Source organism: Burkholderia sp. NLJ2 (genome assembly GCF_049487195.1).
In the GTDB taxonomy this organism is placed as follows: domain Bacteria; phylum Pseudomonadota; class Gammaproteobacteria; order Burkholderiales; family Burkholderiaceae; genus Burkholderia; species Burkholderia pyrrocinia.
This window is the reverse complement of the sequence record NZ_CP137808.1, coordinates 3,523,141-3,537,605: the sequence shown is the minus strand read 5'-3', so window position 1 is coordinate 3,537,605 and position 14,465 is coordinate 3,523,141. Positions and strand designations below refer to the sequence as shown.

Sequence of the window (14,465 nt, the reverse complement as noted above, 5' to 3'; positions counted from 1 at the left end):
CCACATGAGCGAGAACAATTTCCTGGTGATCGACGACAACGAGGTGTTCGCAGGCACGCTCGCGCGCGGCCTCGAGCGCCGCGGTTACGCGGTCCAGCAGGCGCACGACAAGGAGACGGCGCTCAGGCTCGCCGCGGGCGGCAAGTTCCAGTTCATCACCGTCGACCTGCATCTCGGCGAGGATTCGGGCCTGAGCCTGATCGCGCCGCTGTGCGACCTGCAGCCCGATGCGCGGATTCTGGTGCTGACCGGCTACGCGAGCATCGCGACCGCCGTGCAGGCCGTGAAGGAAGGCGCCGACAACTATCTCGCGAAGCCCGCGAACGTCGAGTCGATCCTGGCTGCGCTGCAGACCAACGCGACCGAAGTGCAGGCCGACGAAGCGCTCGAGAATCCGGTCGTGCTGTCGGTCGACCGGCTCGAATGGGAGCACATCCAGCGCGTGCTCGCGGAGAACAACAACAACATCTCGGCGACCGCGCGCGCGCTGAACATGCACCGCCGCACGTTGCAGCGCAAGCTCGCGAAGAAGCCGGTGCGGCAGTAAGTCCGGCGCGCGCGGTTTCGCGCGGCGAGCCGTTCGCGCGTGGGCGCCGGCGTCCGGCCGCGCGCCGGCTGCCGCTGCCGCTGCCGCCTCGGACGCATGCGGTAGCGGTTCGCTGCGAGGATCACTGCGGGAGCGCACCGGCGGCCGGGTGCGCGACACTTGCCGATTCGTGGCGTCAGTTTTCGCGTGGGTGCCGCGGAAGCACCCACAGCATTCTTCCCACCGCCTCGGCCTGGTTTCGTGAATGCGTTTTCTCGTAGATCGCGCGCAACTGGGTGCGGATGGTGGCGAGCGACACCCGGGCGCTCGCCGCGCATTCATCGGGCGTTTTGCCGCCGATCAACGCCTCCGCAACGGCGGCTTCGGCACTCGATAACCCGAACGCCTGCCGCAGCTGTTGCGCGACGACGAGCGGCGTGGCGCTTCTCCGCCTGGCCGTGACGAGCATCGTCGCGCCGCCGAACGCGGCATGGAGCGCCGGTCCGGCCAGCGCGGCAATGCCGAGAAAGATTTCGTGGGCGGCGTCCAGCGAGCCCGCCAGGGCGAGGCTCTCGCCGTTGCGGGTTTTCGCGACGCGTGCCAGTGCGGCCTTTAGCGCATCGTTGTGCGGCGCGCTCGCGGCACTCAGGTGTCCATGCTCGAGCTTGAGGCAGGTTGTCGCGCGCAACATCGACTCCGCGGCCCGATTGACGAAGACGACGCGCGCATGCCGGTCCAGCGCGAACACGGCCAGCCCCAGCTCCTCCATCAGTTCGGCGCCGAGCGCGGCGTCGCGGTGCAGCACGTTCGCATCCTGCCAGAGGTTGATCGCGCGTTGCAGATGTCCGGCCATGCCCGACAGGGTCGTGCGTTCCTCGGGCGAGTAGGGTGGGCGGCCATAAGCCCTCAGCAACCCGAGCAGGATGTCGTCGCCGCCCGGGCGCGCCAGGCGGACGCCCATCAGATAGCGAATGCCTGACGGAATCTGGTAGTCCTGGAAGAATTCGCTGCGCGCGACATCCTGCTCGGTGAGGTGATCCTGACAGGAGACGAATTGCCCGAGCGGTGCCTGCTCGACAAAGCTGCGGCGTGGATCGAGTGCGCCGTAATACTGGTCGTAGAGCGCGACGACACTTTCCAGTTCCGCGCGCGGGGAGTAGATCGAGAACTGCGGCGCATTGCGCGCGGAGTCCCAGCTGAACATGTGAAAAACGTTTGCGCCGAGTGATTCGGATACCTGATGAAAGACTTCGAGAAAGCCGTCCGGGCGCAGCGCGGCCTCATAGAGGTCGCCGATGAGGTGGTCTCTTTGCATTGTTGTTCCCCCGCTTCCCTCGGTGTCGCGCGTGGCAATCGCGGCGCATCGGTCTTTTGTCTGACGATATTGCTTCGAACCCCGAATGTTTGGTCAGGCTATCACAGGTCCTTTGCGAACAAGGGCATGCGCGATCTCGATTTTCATCTACCTGGATGATGATCCGGAAAATCGGTTTTGCGAGAATCCCCGCCATTCAGCGTGCGTGCGCAACGCGTATGTCACGCAATAACCAGAAGGTCCTCGGGGAAAAGCAATGAAACGCACACCTGTCGTACTCGGTATTGCCGCACTGGTCCTGACTGCTTGCGGGGGCGGCAGCGATTCGTCGTCCGGCGGCTCGCCGCCGCCGGCCGCGCAGACGGTCAGCGGCGTCGCGGCGGCGGGTGCCGCGATGCAGGGCGCGACCGTCACGCTCATCGACGCGACGGGCAAGTCGGCCGACTGTCCTGCCGACGCGACCACTGGCGCGTTCCATTGCACGGTGACCGGCATGACCGCGCCCTTCGCGCTGTCGGCCGTCGGCAATGTCGCCGATTCGCAGGCGACGCTGATCTCGCTCAGCGCCACCGCGGGCACGCAGACGATCAACATCACGCCGCTGACGAATGCGATCGCCGCCACGATCGTCGGCGACAACCCCACGAAGTTGCTGGGCAACACCGGACTGCTGCAGAGCAAGGTGACGGCGCAGGCCGTCGCCGGCATCGTGCAGGCCTACTCCGCCGCGCTGGCCGACGTGCTGGCCGCGACCGGCAACGCCGGCGTCGACCTGATCGCGGGCCCGCTGACCGCGGGCGCGCCGGGGCTCGACCGGCTGCTCGACCAGTTGAAGGTCAGCGTGCTGCCGGACGGCGGCGTGCAGATCAGCTCGGTGGCGGGCGCTTCGAGCGATACGCCCGCGCAGCTTCAGCTCGCGCCCGGCGTGGCGCCGCAAGCCGGCGACAAGGCCAGCCTGCCGGCTGTCGCGACCATCAACGGCGCGCCGGTGACGAGCCTGCCGAGCGCCAGCGATCTCGCCGCACTGCAGGCAGCATTCAACAAATGCTTCACCGGCACCACTGCCGCCGCGCGTCTCGGCGGCGGCGCGGCGGCCTGCAGCCAGCTCGTCGTCGACGACGTCGCTCCCGGCGCGTTGAACGCCGGCGTGCCTTCCACCTACCTCAACAACGGGATGTCGGCGCAACAGGAGTTCGGCACGGCGCCGGGCATCGTGGCCGACGACGCGATGAACAACGCGAGCTTCAGCCTGCCGGAAGTGATTCGTGTGGTGGCCGGCGACACGATGTGGGTCAAGCTGTCGTGGACGCGAGCCGACGGCATCCGCGACGGCATGCAGCAGCACGTGCAACTGGCGGTGAAGGAAGGCGCCCGCGCGAGCGGCGACACCGGCTGGCGCGTGATCGGCAACCAGCGCGCGGTGCTGAGCAAGGTGAATGCGAACGCGCAGAAGTGGGACTGGCTGAATCCGGCCAATCCGTCGACCGGCACCAACGCGTTCGTCGACTCGCTGAACCTGCAGGTCGGAATCGTCGATGCTGCCGGCAAGGCAGTGGATTTCGCGATCGTCAAGGGCCCGGGCTTGCGCAACGGCGTGTTCCTCCAGCCGTCGAGCGGCACGTGCGACACGCTCAATATCCGCGCGCAGATCGCCAGCGGGCAGACGCCGGCCCAACTCGCCGCGCTCGCGAAGGGCAGCCAATGCCGCAACAACTATCGGCTGGCCGGCGTCGCGCAGGACCCGGCGAACCAGGGCGTGTTCACATGGCCCGGCGACGCGCCGCGTAACAACACGGCCTGGTCGAAGCCGCAATTGAGCGCAGCGGAGCTGGCCGACATCAAGCCGTTCAGCGCCTATACGATCGACCTCTACCAGGACGGCAGCACGGCCGCGCCGGCAAGGAGCTATACGGTCCGGCTGCGTACTCCGTCGCCGTCGCCCGACGCGCTGCGCCAGTATCAGTGGCACGACCCCGCGCAGTCGACGCGCGACATGCTGACGCCGGGCACGACCAGCACGTTCTCGGGCGGCGCGACTTTCCCGCTCGGTTGGACGTCGAAAGCGGGGCTGCCGTTCGTCAAGCGCGGCAATGTGCAGATTCGCGCGACGTCGGCGGGGCAGGCGTCGGCGGTCTTCGTCAACGGGTCCGCACGCGCCACGCCCGCGCAGCCGGGCGCCGCGGTGACGCTCAACGTGCCGGGCGATCAGGGCGTGGCGTTTCCGTCGGTGGCCGGCTGGACGGGCAGCGCCGATTTTTCGTTCGCGAATCTGAGCTGGTCGGATCCGTTCGACATGCAGTTTACGGTGTCGGTCGAGTACGACCGCTGACGGGCCGGTGTCGGCGGGCCGCTGCGCCCGCCAAAAAAAAACGGGCGGCTCCAGCGGAGCCGCCCGTTTTTCATTGGATGCCGGGTGCCGCGTTACAGCACGTAGCGCGACAGATCCTCGTCCTGCGACACTTCGCCGAGCGCCCGGTCGACATACTTCGCGTCGATCGTCACGCGCTCGCCTGCGTGATTGCCGGCCGAGAACGACACTTCCTCGAGCAGTTTCTCGATTACCGTGTACAGCCGGCGCGCGCCGATGTTCTCGGTCTTCTCGTTGACCGCATACGCGATCTCCGCGAGACGGCGGATGCCGTCCTGGGCGAATTCGAGCTGCACGTCCTCGGTCGCGAGCAGCGCCTGGTACTGCTTGACGAGGCTCGCGTCGGTCGCGTCGAGGATCGCCTCGAAGTCTTCCACCGACAGCGATTCGAGCTCGACGCGGATCGGGAAGCGGCCCTGCAGTTCCGGGATCAGGTCGCTCGGCTTCGCGAGGTGAAACGCGCCGCTCGCGATGAACAGGATGTGATCGGTCTTCACCATCCCGTACTTCGTGTTGATCGTCGTGCCTTCGACGAGCGGCAGCAGATCGCGCTGCACACCCTGGCGCGACACTTCGCCGCCGCTGCCTTCGTTATTGCGCGACGTGATCTTGTCGATCTCGTCGAGGAACACGATGCCGTTCTGCTCGACGTTCTGCACGGCCTTCGTCTTCACTTCCTCGTCGTTGAGCATCTTCGCCGCTTCCTCGTCGGTCAGCAGCTTCAGCGCTTCCTTGATCTTCACCTTGCGGCGCTGCTTCTTGCCGCTGCCGAGGTTCGAGAACATCGAGCGGATCTGCTCGGTCATCTCTTCCATCCCGGGCGGCGCCATGATGTCCATGCCGGCCGACGGCTGCTCGAGGTCGAGCTCGACTTCCTTGTCGTCGAGCTGGCCTTCGCGCAGGCGCTTGCGGAACGTCTGGCGCGTCGCGTTGTTGTCGTCGTTCGCGTGTTCGGCATTGCCGCCGAAGCCCACCGCGCGCGGTTGCGGCAGCAGGATGTCGAGGATGCGGTCTTCCGCCTGGTCGGTCGCCTTGCTGCGCACCTTGCGCATCTCGGATTCGCGCGTCTGCTTGACCGAGATCTCGATCAGGTCGCGCACGATGCTGTCGACGTCGCGGCCGACGTAGCCGACTTCGGTGAACTTGGTCGCTTCGATCTTGATGAACGGCGCATCGGCGAGCTTCGCGAGGCGGCGCGCGATCTCGGTCTTGCCGACGCCCGTCGGCCCGATCATCAGGATGTTCTTCGGCGTGATTTCCGTGCGCAGCGGATCGGCGACCTGCTGGCGGCGCCAGCGGTTGCGCAGCGCGACCGCGACGGCCTTCTTCGCCTTGTCCTGGCCGATGATGTGCTTGTCGAGTTCCGAGACGATCTCGGCAGGGGTCATGGTGCTCATGGTGCGGTCCTTACTCGATCGTTTCGATGATGCGGTTGTGGTTCGTGTAGATACACATGTCGCCCGCGATCCCGAGCGACTTCTCGACGATCTCGCGCGGCGACAGCTCGGTGTTCTCGACGAGCGCGCGGGCCGCGGCCTGCGCATACGCGCCACCCGAGCCGATCGCGCAGATGCCGCCTTCGGGGTCGAGTACGTCGCCGTTGCCGGTGATCACGAGCGTGGTGGTCGCATCGGCCGTGATCAGCATCGCCTCGAGGCGGCGCAGCATCCGGTCGGTGCGCCAGTCCTTCGCGAGTTCGACGGCCGCACGGGTCAGGTTGCCCTGGTGCTTCTCGAGCTTCGCCTCGAAGCGGTCGAGCAGCGAGAACGCATCGGCGGTGCCGCCCGCGAATCCGACCAGAACCTGGTTGTTGTAGATCCGCCGCACTTTCCGCGCGCCACCCTTCATGACGATGTTGCCGAGGGTTACCTGGCCGTCGCCGCCGAGCGCGACCTGGTCGCCGCGCCGGACCGAAACGATGGTCGTGCCGTGAAATTGCTCCATCTGCGTTCCTTGAGAAAAACGGGGAAGAGTCGGGCAGCGCGAGGCGCCGCCGCGTGAATCGCAGTGCGCCGGGGAGCGGCCCGACGCGCGTCCGTTTCATTTTAGGGCGCGCGCCGGGATATCAAGAGGCGGGAGGTAAATCGGCCGGCCGGGAACCGGTGCGGGAAAAACAAAAAGCGCGCGGCAGGCCGCGCGCTTTCGGGAAGCAGCGTGTCGGAGCGGAACGCCGCTCGATCAGTCGCCGAACAGCTTCTGGCGCAGCTCGCGGCGCTCTTGCGCCTCGAGCGACAGCGTGGCCGTCGGACGCGCGAGCAGGCGCGGAATGCCGATCGGCTCGCCGGTTTCCTCGCACCAGCCGTAATCGCCGGAATCGATGCGGGCGAGCGACTGCTGAACCTTCTTGAGGAGCTTGCGTTCGCGATCGCGCGTGCGCAACTCGAGCGCGTGCTCTTCCTCGATCGTCGCGCGATCGGCGGGATCGGGCACGATCACCGTCTCGCGCAGGTTCTCGGTCGTCTGGCCTGCATTCTTGAGGATGTCCGCCTGCAACTGTTCGAGCCGATTTTTGAAGAAGGCGAGCTGATCCTCATTCATGTAATCCTTGTCGCTCATCTTCAGGATTTCGGCTTCGGTCAAGAGTTTCTTCGTCATCTGCTTGCTTCTTCAATGTGCGGCAAATCGACAGATATTGCCTGCACTTTGGGATTACCCGCAACCGCGTTTGCATTCATTTGCGATTTGCCGCCGCGGGGCCGAAAGCCTCTGGAAAACCGGTTCTCAAATACCAGGATAGGCCTGGCGCGGATTTGCGCGCGCGGCGAACCGGTGTGCTGCGCGGCAGACCGCATCGGCCGCGGCCGGGTGGCGGATTGGCGATCCGGCGCGGTTGCGATGCCCGGAAAACTGGTTCAGCAAGAACCGGGCCTGTTTGTTGCCGTACTCCAGCGGGCACGTATTGTAACTGAATCGCAAGCGGGCGCCGTATCGGGTCGATCCCCGTCGGCTGCGCCAATATCTAGAAAATATAACGCGCAAATCGCGAAAAAGCGATGACGGCGAAACCCTGCCTGCACGCCGCCCCCGGGACCGCCGCAAAAGCGGCGGCGCGGGCGGGGCGCAAAGGGGCGCAAACGGCGCTTGCCGGCGTCAGGCGAGGCAGGCGTCGAGGCCGTCGGTGATCAGGTCCTGCGGCAGGTCGACGCCGATGAACACCATCTTGTTGGTCTTCTTCTCGGCCGGCAGCCACTTGGCGGCGAGGTCGCTGCCCATCATCTGGTGCACGCCCTGGAACACGACCTTGCGGTCGACGCCCTTCATGAACAGCACGCCCTTGTAGCGCAGCATCCGCTCGCCGTAGATCTGCAGGATGCCGCCGAGGAAGTCTTCCAGCTTGTTCGGGTCGAACGGGCGATCGTTGCGGTACACGAACGACTTGATCTTGTCGTCGTGGTGCGCGTGGTGGTGATGGTGGTGGCCGTGGTCGTGATCGTGCGCGCATTGGCCGTGATCGTGGTCGCAATCGGCGTGATCGTGATCATGGCCATGATCGTGGTGATGGTGCGCGTGATCGTCCTCGGCGAGGAAGTCGGGGTCGATCTCGAGCTTCGCGTTCAGGTTGAAGCCGCGCAGGTCGAAGATTTCCTTGATGTCGGCTTCGCCGAAGTTCACGACCTTGATCGCGGCCCTCGGGTTCATGTGCATCAGGCGGTGCTTGAGATCGGCGACGGTCTGGTCGTCGACGAGGTCCGACTTCGTGATGAACAGGCGGTCGGCGAAACCGACCTGGCGCTGCACGACTTCGTGTTCGTCGAGCTGCGCGTCCGCGTGCTTCGCGTCGACAAGCGTGATGACCGCGTCGAGCAGGAAGTCGTCGGCGATTTCGCTGTCGATGAAGAAGGTTTGCGCGACGGGGCCCGGGTTCGCGAGGCCGGTCGTCTCGATCACGATGCGGTCGAAGTCGAGCTTGCCTTCGCGCTTCTTCGCGGCCAGATCGCCGAGCGCGCGTGCGAGGTCGCCGCGGATCGTGCAGCAGATGCAGCCGTTGCTCATCTGGATGATCTGCTCGTTCGAATCCTGCACGAGGATTTCGTTGTCGATGTTCTCTTCGCCGAACTCGTTCTCGATCACGGCGATCTTCATGCCGTGCTGTTCGTTCAGGATGCGCTTGAGCAGCGTCGTCTTGCCGCTGCCGAGGAAGCCGGTAAGGATGGTGACGGGAGTGGCCATGTCGGTCGCCTGTGGTTCGTGAATCGGGGTCAAAACCAGGATGTGCGTCGCGCCCTGCGTGACGAGCCGGGGCGTACAACCATCCATTGAAACATACCTGTCAAGCCCTCGCCCGTCGTCCGGACGACAGGCGAAAGCGCTGGCCCGCCAGGCGGGGCCGGCGAACGAGGGTGTCCGCCAAGATCGGGGCGATCAGACGATTTGCAACAGCAGGCCCTTCAGATATTCGCCTTCCGGGAATGCGGCGAGCAGCGGGTGATCGACGCCCGCGCCGAGCCGCTTCAGGATGCGCGCGTCGACCTTCGCGTCGGCTGCCGCGCCCGCGACGATCTTCTGGAACAGGTCCATGTCGATCGCGCCCGAGCACGAGTACGTGAACAGCAGGCCGCCCGGACGCAGCAGCTTGAAGCCGCTCAGGTTGATGTCCTTGTACGCGCGCGCCGCGCGATCGACGCTGTCGCGGGTCGGCGCGAACTTCGGCGGATCGAGCACGATCAGGTCGAAACGCTCGCCTTCGTCGACGAGGCGGCGCAGCGTCTTGAATGCGTCGGCGTCCAGCCAGGTCGCGCGTGCGGCGTCGAAACCGTTGGCGACGACGTTCTGCTGGGCGAGCGCGAGCGCATCGCCCGACGAGTCGATCGATACGACGCGTTTCGCACCGCCCTTGAGCGCCGCGAGCGAGAAGCCGCCCGTGTAGCAGAAGCAGTTCAGTACGTCGCGGTCGGCCGCGTACTGCGCGACGAGCGCGCGGTTGTCGCGCTGGTCGACGTAGAAGCCCGTCTTGTGGCCGTTCGGCACGTCGACGTGATAGCGCACGCCGTTTTCGTTCGCGATCAGCGTCGCGGGCGGCGCATCGCCGGCCAGCACGCCGGTCGTCTGTTCGAGCCCTTCCTTGTCGCGGATCGACACGTCCGAGCGCTCGTATACGTTCGGGCAGCCCGTCGCACCGGTGAGCGCCGCGACGATCGCGTCCTTCCACGCTTCGACGCCCGCGGCCATGAACTGGCAGACGAGCTGGCCGCGCGGCGGCGCACCGGCTTCCGCGGTGTCGGCGATGTAGTAATCGACGATCAGCCCCGGCAGCCCGTCGGCTTCGCCGAACACGAGCCGCACCGCGCCCGTGCCGGACACCATCGTCGTGCGGTGCGCGACCGCGCGCTGCACGCGGCGCTTGAAGAACGCATGGTCGATCGGCTCGTTCTCGTCGAAGCTCCACACGCGCACGCGGATCTGCGACTGCGGGCTGTACGCGCCGCGCGCGAGGAAGCGGCCGTCGTGCGTACGCACGATCACGGTTGCGCCGGGCGCGGGCTTGCCGTCGACGCGGTCGATCGCATTGGCGTAGATCCACGGATGGCGACGCAGCAGCGATTTTTCCTTGGACGGCTTGAGGGTGACGGTTTGCATGATGGGATCGAAATGGGCCGCGCGCGAAGCCGACCGTTGCCGGTCGCCGCGCGCGGCGGGTAACACGGGACGCGCGTCAGTCGCGCTTCTTCGCGCGCGGATGCGCGCTGTCGTAAATCTTCGCGAGATGCTGGAAGTCGAGCGACGTATAGACCTGCGTCGCGGCGACGCTCGCATGGCCGAGCAATTCCTGCACCGCGCGCAGGTCGCCGCTCGACTGCAGCACGTGCGTCGCGAACGAGTGGCGCAGCACGTGCGGGTGAACGTTGGCGGGGATGCCCGCGGCGAGCGCCGCGCGCTTCACGCGCTCGCGCACGACGCCGGGCGACATCCGGTTGCCGCGCACGGACACGAACAGCGGATGCGGGTCGTGCTTCACGAACTCGCCGCGCACCGCGAGCCACGCATTCAGCGCATCGATCGCCTTGCGGCCGACCGGCACCTTGCGCTCCTTGTTACCCTTGCCGCGCACGGTGACTTCGGCTTCGGCGAGATCGAGCCAGCCGGCCGAGCGGTAGCCGTCGGCCTGCGTGTACATGACGTCGAGCCCGATCAGCTCGGCCAGGCGTAGGCCCGACGAATAGAACAGTTCGAGGATCGCGTGATCGCGGATGCTCTCGGTCGTGCCGGAGAGCGGTGCGTCCATCAGCGCCGACGCGTCGTCGACCGACAGCGCCTTCGGCAAGGTTTTCGGGCGTTTCGGCGCGCGCACCGCGGCAACCGGGTTCGCGGGCATCTCGATGCGCTGCGCGAGCCAGCGGTAGAACGCGCGCCATGCCGAAAGGCGGTGCGAGATCGACCGCGCGGACAGCCCGCCCGCATGCGCGCGGGAGACCGCGCCGCGCATGTCGGCGGCCGTCAGCGTGTCGAGCGGCCGGCCGGCCGCGAGCTTCTTCAGTTCGTCGAGTTCGTGCGTGTACGCGCGCAGCGTATGTTCCGACAGCTGCCTGACGTGCTTCAGGTTCGACAGGTAGGCGGCGACCGGATCGTCTGTCATCGCGTGCGGTCAGTGCGGCAGCAGGCGCGTGAGCGCCGCGCTCGCGAGCGTTGCGATCTGCGCGAGGAAGTCGGTGGCCATCCCGTCGTGGAAGCGGCGCGGATCGGGCGAGCCGAGCACCAGCAGGCCGAACGCGGGCGCGTCGGTGCCGGCGAGCGGCGCGCGCAGCGCGAGCAGCGCGACCGATGTGGCCGAGCCGCCGCCGGCCGGTGCGGCTTCAGCGCCTTCTGCCGCATTCGCGGCCGAAGCGGCAACTGCGGGCGCGAGCCACTGCGCGGCCTCGAAGCCCGTGTTCGCGCCGCAATACGGCGTCGCGAGCCCGTTCGTGAACAGGCGTACTTCCTCGCCGACCTGGCGCGCGAAGTCGGCCTGCGCGTAGGTGTCGGCGACGTCCCACACGCGCAGCGCGGTTTGCGGCACGTCGAACACGTCGGCGAGGCCGTCGGCGATCGTGCGCGGCAGCGCGTACGGATCGCGTTCCGCGATCACGCGTGCGGTCCAGCGGCTGAACTTCGCGGACAGGCTGTCGTTCTCGTGGCCGTAACGCACGAGTTCGGCGAGGCGGCGCTCGAGATGCTTGTTCTTGTCGCGCAGCATCTCCATCTGCCGCTCCTGCAGCGAGATCGCGGCCTTGCCGTGCGGGTTCGCGAGACGGATCGTCGCGAGCAGCTCGGCGTGCTGCGCGAAGAATTCAGGATTGGCGAGCAGGTAGTCGGCGACTTCGCGTTCGTTCATGTGGCTGGCGCGTTCAGTTATCAAGGACGTTGCAGGGTCAGGCGTTCAGGTCGATCTCGCCTTCGAACACGGTCGCGGCGGGTCCGGCCATCGTCAGCGCGGCGGCTTCGTCGCGCGCGCCGTCCCAGCCGATCGTCAGCGTGCCGCCGTGCGTGTGCACGGTCACGGGCGAATCGAGCAGGCCGCGCCGGATGCCGGCCGCGACCGCTGCGCACGCACCCGTGCCGCACGCGAGCGTCTCGCCTGCGCCGCGCTCGTACACGCGCAGCTTCACTTCGTTGCGCGACACGATCTGCATGAAGCCGGCGTTCACGCGCTCGGGGAAGCGCGCGTGGCGCTCGATCAGCGGGCCCTCTTCCAGCACGGGATACGCTTCGGCATCGTCGACGACCTGCACCGCGTGCGGATTGCCCATCGACACCGTCGAGATCCAGCGCGTCGCGCCGCTGACGTCGAGCGGCCACAGCGTGTCGCGGCCTTCGGTGCGGCCGTCGAGGCCCGACGCCACGAACGGCACCTGCGCCGGCGCGAACACGGGCGCACCCATGTCGACGACGACTTCGCCGTTGTCCTGCAGCGTCAGCGTGATCAGGCCCTTCATGACCTGCACGCGCACGCTGCGCTTGTCGGTCAGGCCACGGTCGCTGACGAATTTCACGAAGCAGCGTGCGCCGTTGCCGCAGTGTTCGACTTCACCGCCGTCGCAATTGAAGATCCGGTACTTGAAATCGGCGCCGTCGACGGTCGGCTTTTCGACGAGCAGCAACTGGTCGGCGCCGACGCCGAAGTGCCGGTTGGCGAGTGCGCGCACCTGCGCTTCGGTGAGCGGCGGCAACGCGCGCGAATAGCCGTCGAGCACGACGAAGTCGTTGCCCGCGCCGTGCATCTTGGTGAACGAGAGTTTCACTGGGTCCGGAATTCCATGGCGAACAAGGCGGCCAGCACGACGCGAACGGCCGGCGGCCATGCCGGGCGGCCTCGTTCGTCGTGCTGATCTCAACCGCAAATGATACATGCAGCCGACAGGGGCGTCCTGCGCGGGCGGGCGTTTCGCGTTGCCGGCGGAGACGGGATGGGCGGTATCTGTCGATCGGTCGACTGGTCGCGTCAGTGGCGAGGGGACAAATTGACGCGGTGTGGCGGGCGTTAACGCAGCACAGGCGGGGCTTGGCGATGCGTGCCCGATGCATGGCAAAAGCACGGGACGACCCGGATGTGCGTTTTCGTACGGGTCAAATTGACAAGGTAATCAAGCGATTCGTATAGTTTGGCTATACGCCTGTAGGCCATGCTGTCGACTCGCGACTCGAGTGTGGGAGATCCATGATCAAGTCGTGGCAGCACAAGGGGCTGGAAGCATTTTTCATGAACGGAAGCAAGGCGGGCATCCTGCCGGACCATGCTCCAAGACTGCGGCGCCAGCTTGCCCGTCTCGACGTGGCGAGCCGGCCGCTCGACATGAACGTTCCCGGCTGGCGATTTCACGGCCTTGCCGGCGGGCTGGACGGTTACTACTCGGTGAGCGTGAGCAGCAACTGGCGCGTGACGTTCAGGTTCGATGGCCCCGATGTCATCCTGGTCAATTACCAGGACTATCACTGAGATGATTCAAGCCATGACACGCATCTTCAATCCGCCTCATCCGGGCGAAACGCTGCGCGACGACGTGCTGCCGGCGCTCGGCCTGACCGTCACCGAGGCCGCTGCACAGCTCGGGGTGACGCGCGCGGCACTGTCGCGAATTCTGCACGGGCATGCCGGCATCTCGCCGGAAATGGCGCTGCGCCTCGAAGCGTGGCTGGGCGAGGACAATGGCGGGCGTGCCGAGCTATGGCTCGCGCAGCAGGTTGCGTTCGATCTGTGGCGCGCGCGCGCAAAGGGCGCGCCGAAGGTGGCGAGGGCGCAGGCGCGCGCATGACGGCGCGCCCGCGGCTTTCGCCCCGGCAGGGTCAGGTCAGTACAGGCTCGGTTCGCCGGGCGGGCGCGTCTTGAAGCGCTTGTGGACCCAGTAGTACTGCTCGGGCATCAGCGGGATCTGTTCCTCGAGGAACTCGTTCATCCGCCGTGCGTCGAGATCGTCGTCGCCGGTCGGATAGTTGGCCCACGGTTTGAAGACCTTCAGCCGGTAGCCCTTGTAGTTCGGCAGTACCTCGCCGATAAAGGGCAGAACCTGCGCGTGGCCGGTCTTGGCGAACCGGCCGACAGCGGTCAGCGTGCAGGCGGGTACGCCGAAGAAGGGCACGAACGTCGAGTTGCGCAGCCCGTAGTCCATGTCGGCACCCAGCATGACCGGTTTGCGGTCGCGCAGCCAGCGCAGCACGGTACGCGCGCTGTCTGCCCGGCTCGCCAGCTCCGCACCGAAGCGGCTGCGGCCGGCCTTGGCCGCGGCTTCGATCTCCGGGTTCTTCATCGGCGTGTAGAGCGAGCCGCACGTGCGGCCAAGTGCGAGATTGATCGCCATCGAACCGGCCTCGATGCCGACGAAATGGAAACCGAGCAAGAGCGTCGGCGGCATGTCCGGATCGCTGAGGTCGACCTCGCTCTCGACCGTAAACAGCTTGCGGTAGGCCTGTTCCGACGCGAACCACTGGTAGCTGCGCTCGACGTAACTGCGGATCGCGTGGCGGAAATGCAGGCCGGCCACTTCCTCGCGCCGTTCGTCGCTCCAGTCCGGGAAGCAGAGTTTCAGGTTGGTGTGTACGATGCGCTTTCGCCCGCTGGGGATCTGGTACAGCAGCCAGCCGAGACCGTCGCCGAGCCGCGCGGTCAGGCCGTACGGCAACAGGGCGAGCAGCTTCAGGAAGCCGATGGCGAGATGTGTGCCGAGGCGGCCTAGCATGCGGAACCTCCGTGGGGCCGGATGGCTGGCGCGTTGCGAACAGGGTGGTAAGACGGCGGAAGAAACAGCACGGGCGGCGCTCTGTGACAATTCAGGAAAGCCGCTATA

14 protein-coding genes are annotated in these 14,465 nt (G+C 66.6%); 4 read left to right on the top strand and 10 right to left on the bottom strand.

All coding sequences use genetic code 11. The annotated features are described in order from the left end of the window. Positions 1-4 precede the first annotated feature (4 nt). Positions 5-547: a response regulator transcription factor gene (locus R9B84_RS16320; RefSeq protein WP_011546464.1), complete on the top strand. Its 543-nt coding sequence runs from the start codon at positions 5-7 to the stop codon at positions 545-547. Between the two features lie 175 nt (positions 548-722). Here the strand turns inward: R9B84_RS16320 and R9B84_RS16315 are convergent, their stop codons facing one another. Next, a complete protein-coding gene (locus R9B84_RS16315; RefSeq protein WP_423758733.1) occupies positions 723-1,841 on the bottom strand; it encodes a helix-turn-helix transcriptional regulator in 1,119 nt (372 codons plus the stop codon). Between the two features lie 256 nt (positions 1,842-2,097). Here R9B84_RS16315 and R9B84_RS16310 point away from each other — a divergent pair, with 256 nt between their 5' ends. Further along, positions 2,098-4,170: a hypothetical protein gene (locus tag R9B84_RS16310; protein ID WP_423758732.1), complete on the top strand. Its 2,073-nt coding sequence runs from the start codon at positions 2,098-2,100 to the stop codon at positions 4,168-4,170. Between the two features lie 92 nt (positions 4,171-4,262). Here the strand turns inward: R9B84_RS16310 and hslU are convergent, their stop codons facing one another. The 8 genes from hslU to dapF all read right to left on the bottom strand — a co-directional run bounded on the left by hslU (position 4,263) and on the right by dapF (position 12,425). Continuing rightward, the gene (gene hslU, locus R9B84_RS16305) at positions 4,263-5,606 is read right to left on the bottom strand and encodes an ATP-dependent protease ATPase subunit HslU (protein WP_423758731.1); all 1,344 of its coding nucleotides are present in this window, start codon (positions 5,604-5,606) and stop codon (positions 4,263-4,265) included. 10 nt (positions 5,607-5,616) lie between these two features. After that, a complete protein-coding gene (hslV, locus tag R9B84_RS16300) occupies positions 5,617-6,153 on the bottom strand; it encodes an ATP-dependent protease subunit HslV (protein ID WP_047899301.1) in 537 nt (178 codons plus the stop codon). A gap of 234 nt (positions 6,154-6,387) precedes the next feature. Next, positions 6,388-6,804: an RNA polymerase-binding protein DksA gene (gene dksA, locus R9B84_RS16295; RefSeq protein ID WP_006477498.1), complete on the bottom strand. Its 417-nt coding sequence runs from the start codon at positions 6,802-6,804 to the stop codon at positions 6,388-6,390. A gap of 495 nt (positions 6,805-7,299) precedes the next feature. Beyond that, a complete protein-coding gene (locus R9B84_RS16290) occupies positions 7,300-8,379 on the bottom strand; it encodes a CobW family GTP-binding protein (protein WP_423758730.1) in 1,080 nt (359 codons plus the stop codon). A 192-nt stretch (positions 8,380-8,571) separates the two neighbouring features. Continuing rightward, positions 8,572-9,786 (bottom strand): class I SAM-dependent rRNA methyltransferase, encoded by a 1,215-nt coding sequence (locus R9B84_RS16285; protein WP_423758729.1) that lies wholly within the window; start codon positions 9,784-9,786, stop codon positions 8,572-8,574. A 76-nt stretch (positions 9,787-9,862) separates the two neighbouring features. After that, complete coding sequence (gene xerC, locus R9B84_RS16280) at positions 9,863-10,783, bottom strand: tyrosine recombinase XerC (RefSeq protein WP_065498981.1); 921 nt, start codon at positions 10,781-10,783, stop codon at positions 9,863-9,865. A 9-nt stretch (positions 10,784-10,792) separates the two neighbouring features. After that, positions 10,793-11,518 carry a DUF484 family protein gene (locus R9B84_RS16275; protein WP_423758728.1) on the bottom strand — a complete coding sequence of 242 codons (726 nt, stop codon included), beginning with the start codon at positions 11,516-11,518 and terminating at the stop codon, positions 10,793-10,795. Between the two features lie 37 nt (positions 11,519-11,555). After that, a complete protein-coding gene (gene dapF / locus R9B84_RS16270; protein ID WP_423758727.1) occupies positions 11,556-12,425 on the bottom strand; it encodes a diaminopimelate epimerase in 870 nt (289 codons plus the stop codon). 416 nt (positions 12,426-12,841) lie between these two features. Between dapF and R9B84_RS16265 the strand changes: the two genes are divergently transcribed. Beyond that, positions 12,842-13,120 carry a type II toxin-antitoxin system RelE/ParE family toxin gene (locus tag R9B84_RS16265; protein WP_423758726.1) on the top strand — a complete coding sequence of 93 codons (279 nt, stop codon included), beginning with the start codon at positions 12,842-12,844 and terminating at the stop codon, positions 13,118-13,120. 13 nt (positions 13,121-13,133) lie between these two features. After that, entirely contained in the window at positions 13,134-13,436 is a 303-nt protein-coding gene (locus tag R9B84_RS16260; RefSeq protein ID WP_423758725.1) for a HigA family addiction module antitoxin, read from the top strand. Between the two features lie 36 nt (positions 13,437-13,472). On the opposite strand, the gene R9B84_RS16255 is transcribed toward R9B84_RS16260, so the two are convergent. Continuing rightward, on the bottom strand, positions 13,473-14,357 hold the full coding sequence (locus tag R9B84_RS16255) for a lipid A biosynthesis lauroyl acyltransferase (RefSeq protein WP_152860792.1): 885 nt from the start codon (positions 14,355-14,357) through the stop codon (positions 13,473-13,475). Between the last annotated feature and the right edge of the window lie 108 nt (positions 14,358-14,465).

Bases quoted from the DNA above. Each gene is read 5' to 3' on its own strand.
- R9B84_RS16260 (WP_423758725.1), top strand. From the start codon at position 13,134: ATGACACGCATCTTCAATCCGCCTCATCCGGGCGAAACGCTGCGCGAC.
- R9B84_RS16310 (WP_423758732.1), top strand. From the start codon at position 2,098: ATGAAACGCACACCTGTCGTACTCGGTATTGCCGCACTGGTCCTGACT.
- R9B84_RS16285 (WP_423758729.1), bottom strand. From the start codon at position 9,786: ATGCAAACCGTCACCCTCAAGCCGTCCAAGGAAAAATCGCTGCTGCGT.
- xerC (WP_065498981.1), bottom strand. From the start codon at position 10,783: ATGACAGACGATCCGGTCGCCGCCTACCTGTCGAACCTGAAGCACGTC.
- R9B84_RS16290 (WP_423758730.1), bottom strand. From the start codon at position 8,379: ATGGCCACTCCCGTCACCATCCTTACCGGCTTCCTCGGCAGCGGCAAG.
- R9B84_RS16320 (WP_011546464.1), top strand. From the start codon at position 5: ATGAGCGAGAACAATTTCCTGGTGATCGACGACAACGAGGTGTTCGCA.
- hslU (WP_423758731.1), bottom strand. From the start codon at position 5,606: ATGAGCACCATGACCCCTGCCGAGATCGTCTCGGAACTCGACAAGCAC.
- R9B84_RS16255 (WP_152860792.1), bottom strand. From the start codon at position 14,357: ATGCTAGGCCGCCTCGGCACACATCTCGCCATCGGCTTCCTGAAGCTG.
- R9B84_RS16275 (WP_423758728.1), bottom strand. From the start codon at position 11,518: ATGAACGAACGCGAAGTCGCCGACTACCTGCTCGCCAATCCTGAATTC.
- R9B84_RS16265 (WP_423758726.1), top strand. From the start codon at position 12,842: ATGATCAAGTCGTGGCAGCACAAGGGGCTGGAAGCATTTTTCATGAAC.
- R9B84_RS16315 (WP_423758733.1), bottom strand. From the start codon at position 1,841: ATGCAAAGAGACCACCTCATCGGCGACCTCTATGAGGCCGCGCTGCGC.
- dksA (WP_006477498.1), bottom strand. From the start codon at position 6,804: ATGACGAAGAAACTCTTGACCGAAGCCGAAATCCTGAAGATGAGCGAC.
- hslV (WP_047899301.1), bottom strand. From the start codon at position 6,153: ATGGAGCAATTTCACGGCACGACCATCGTTTCGGTCCGGCGCGGCGAC.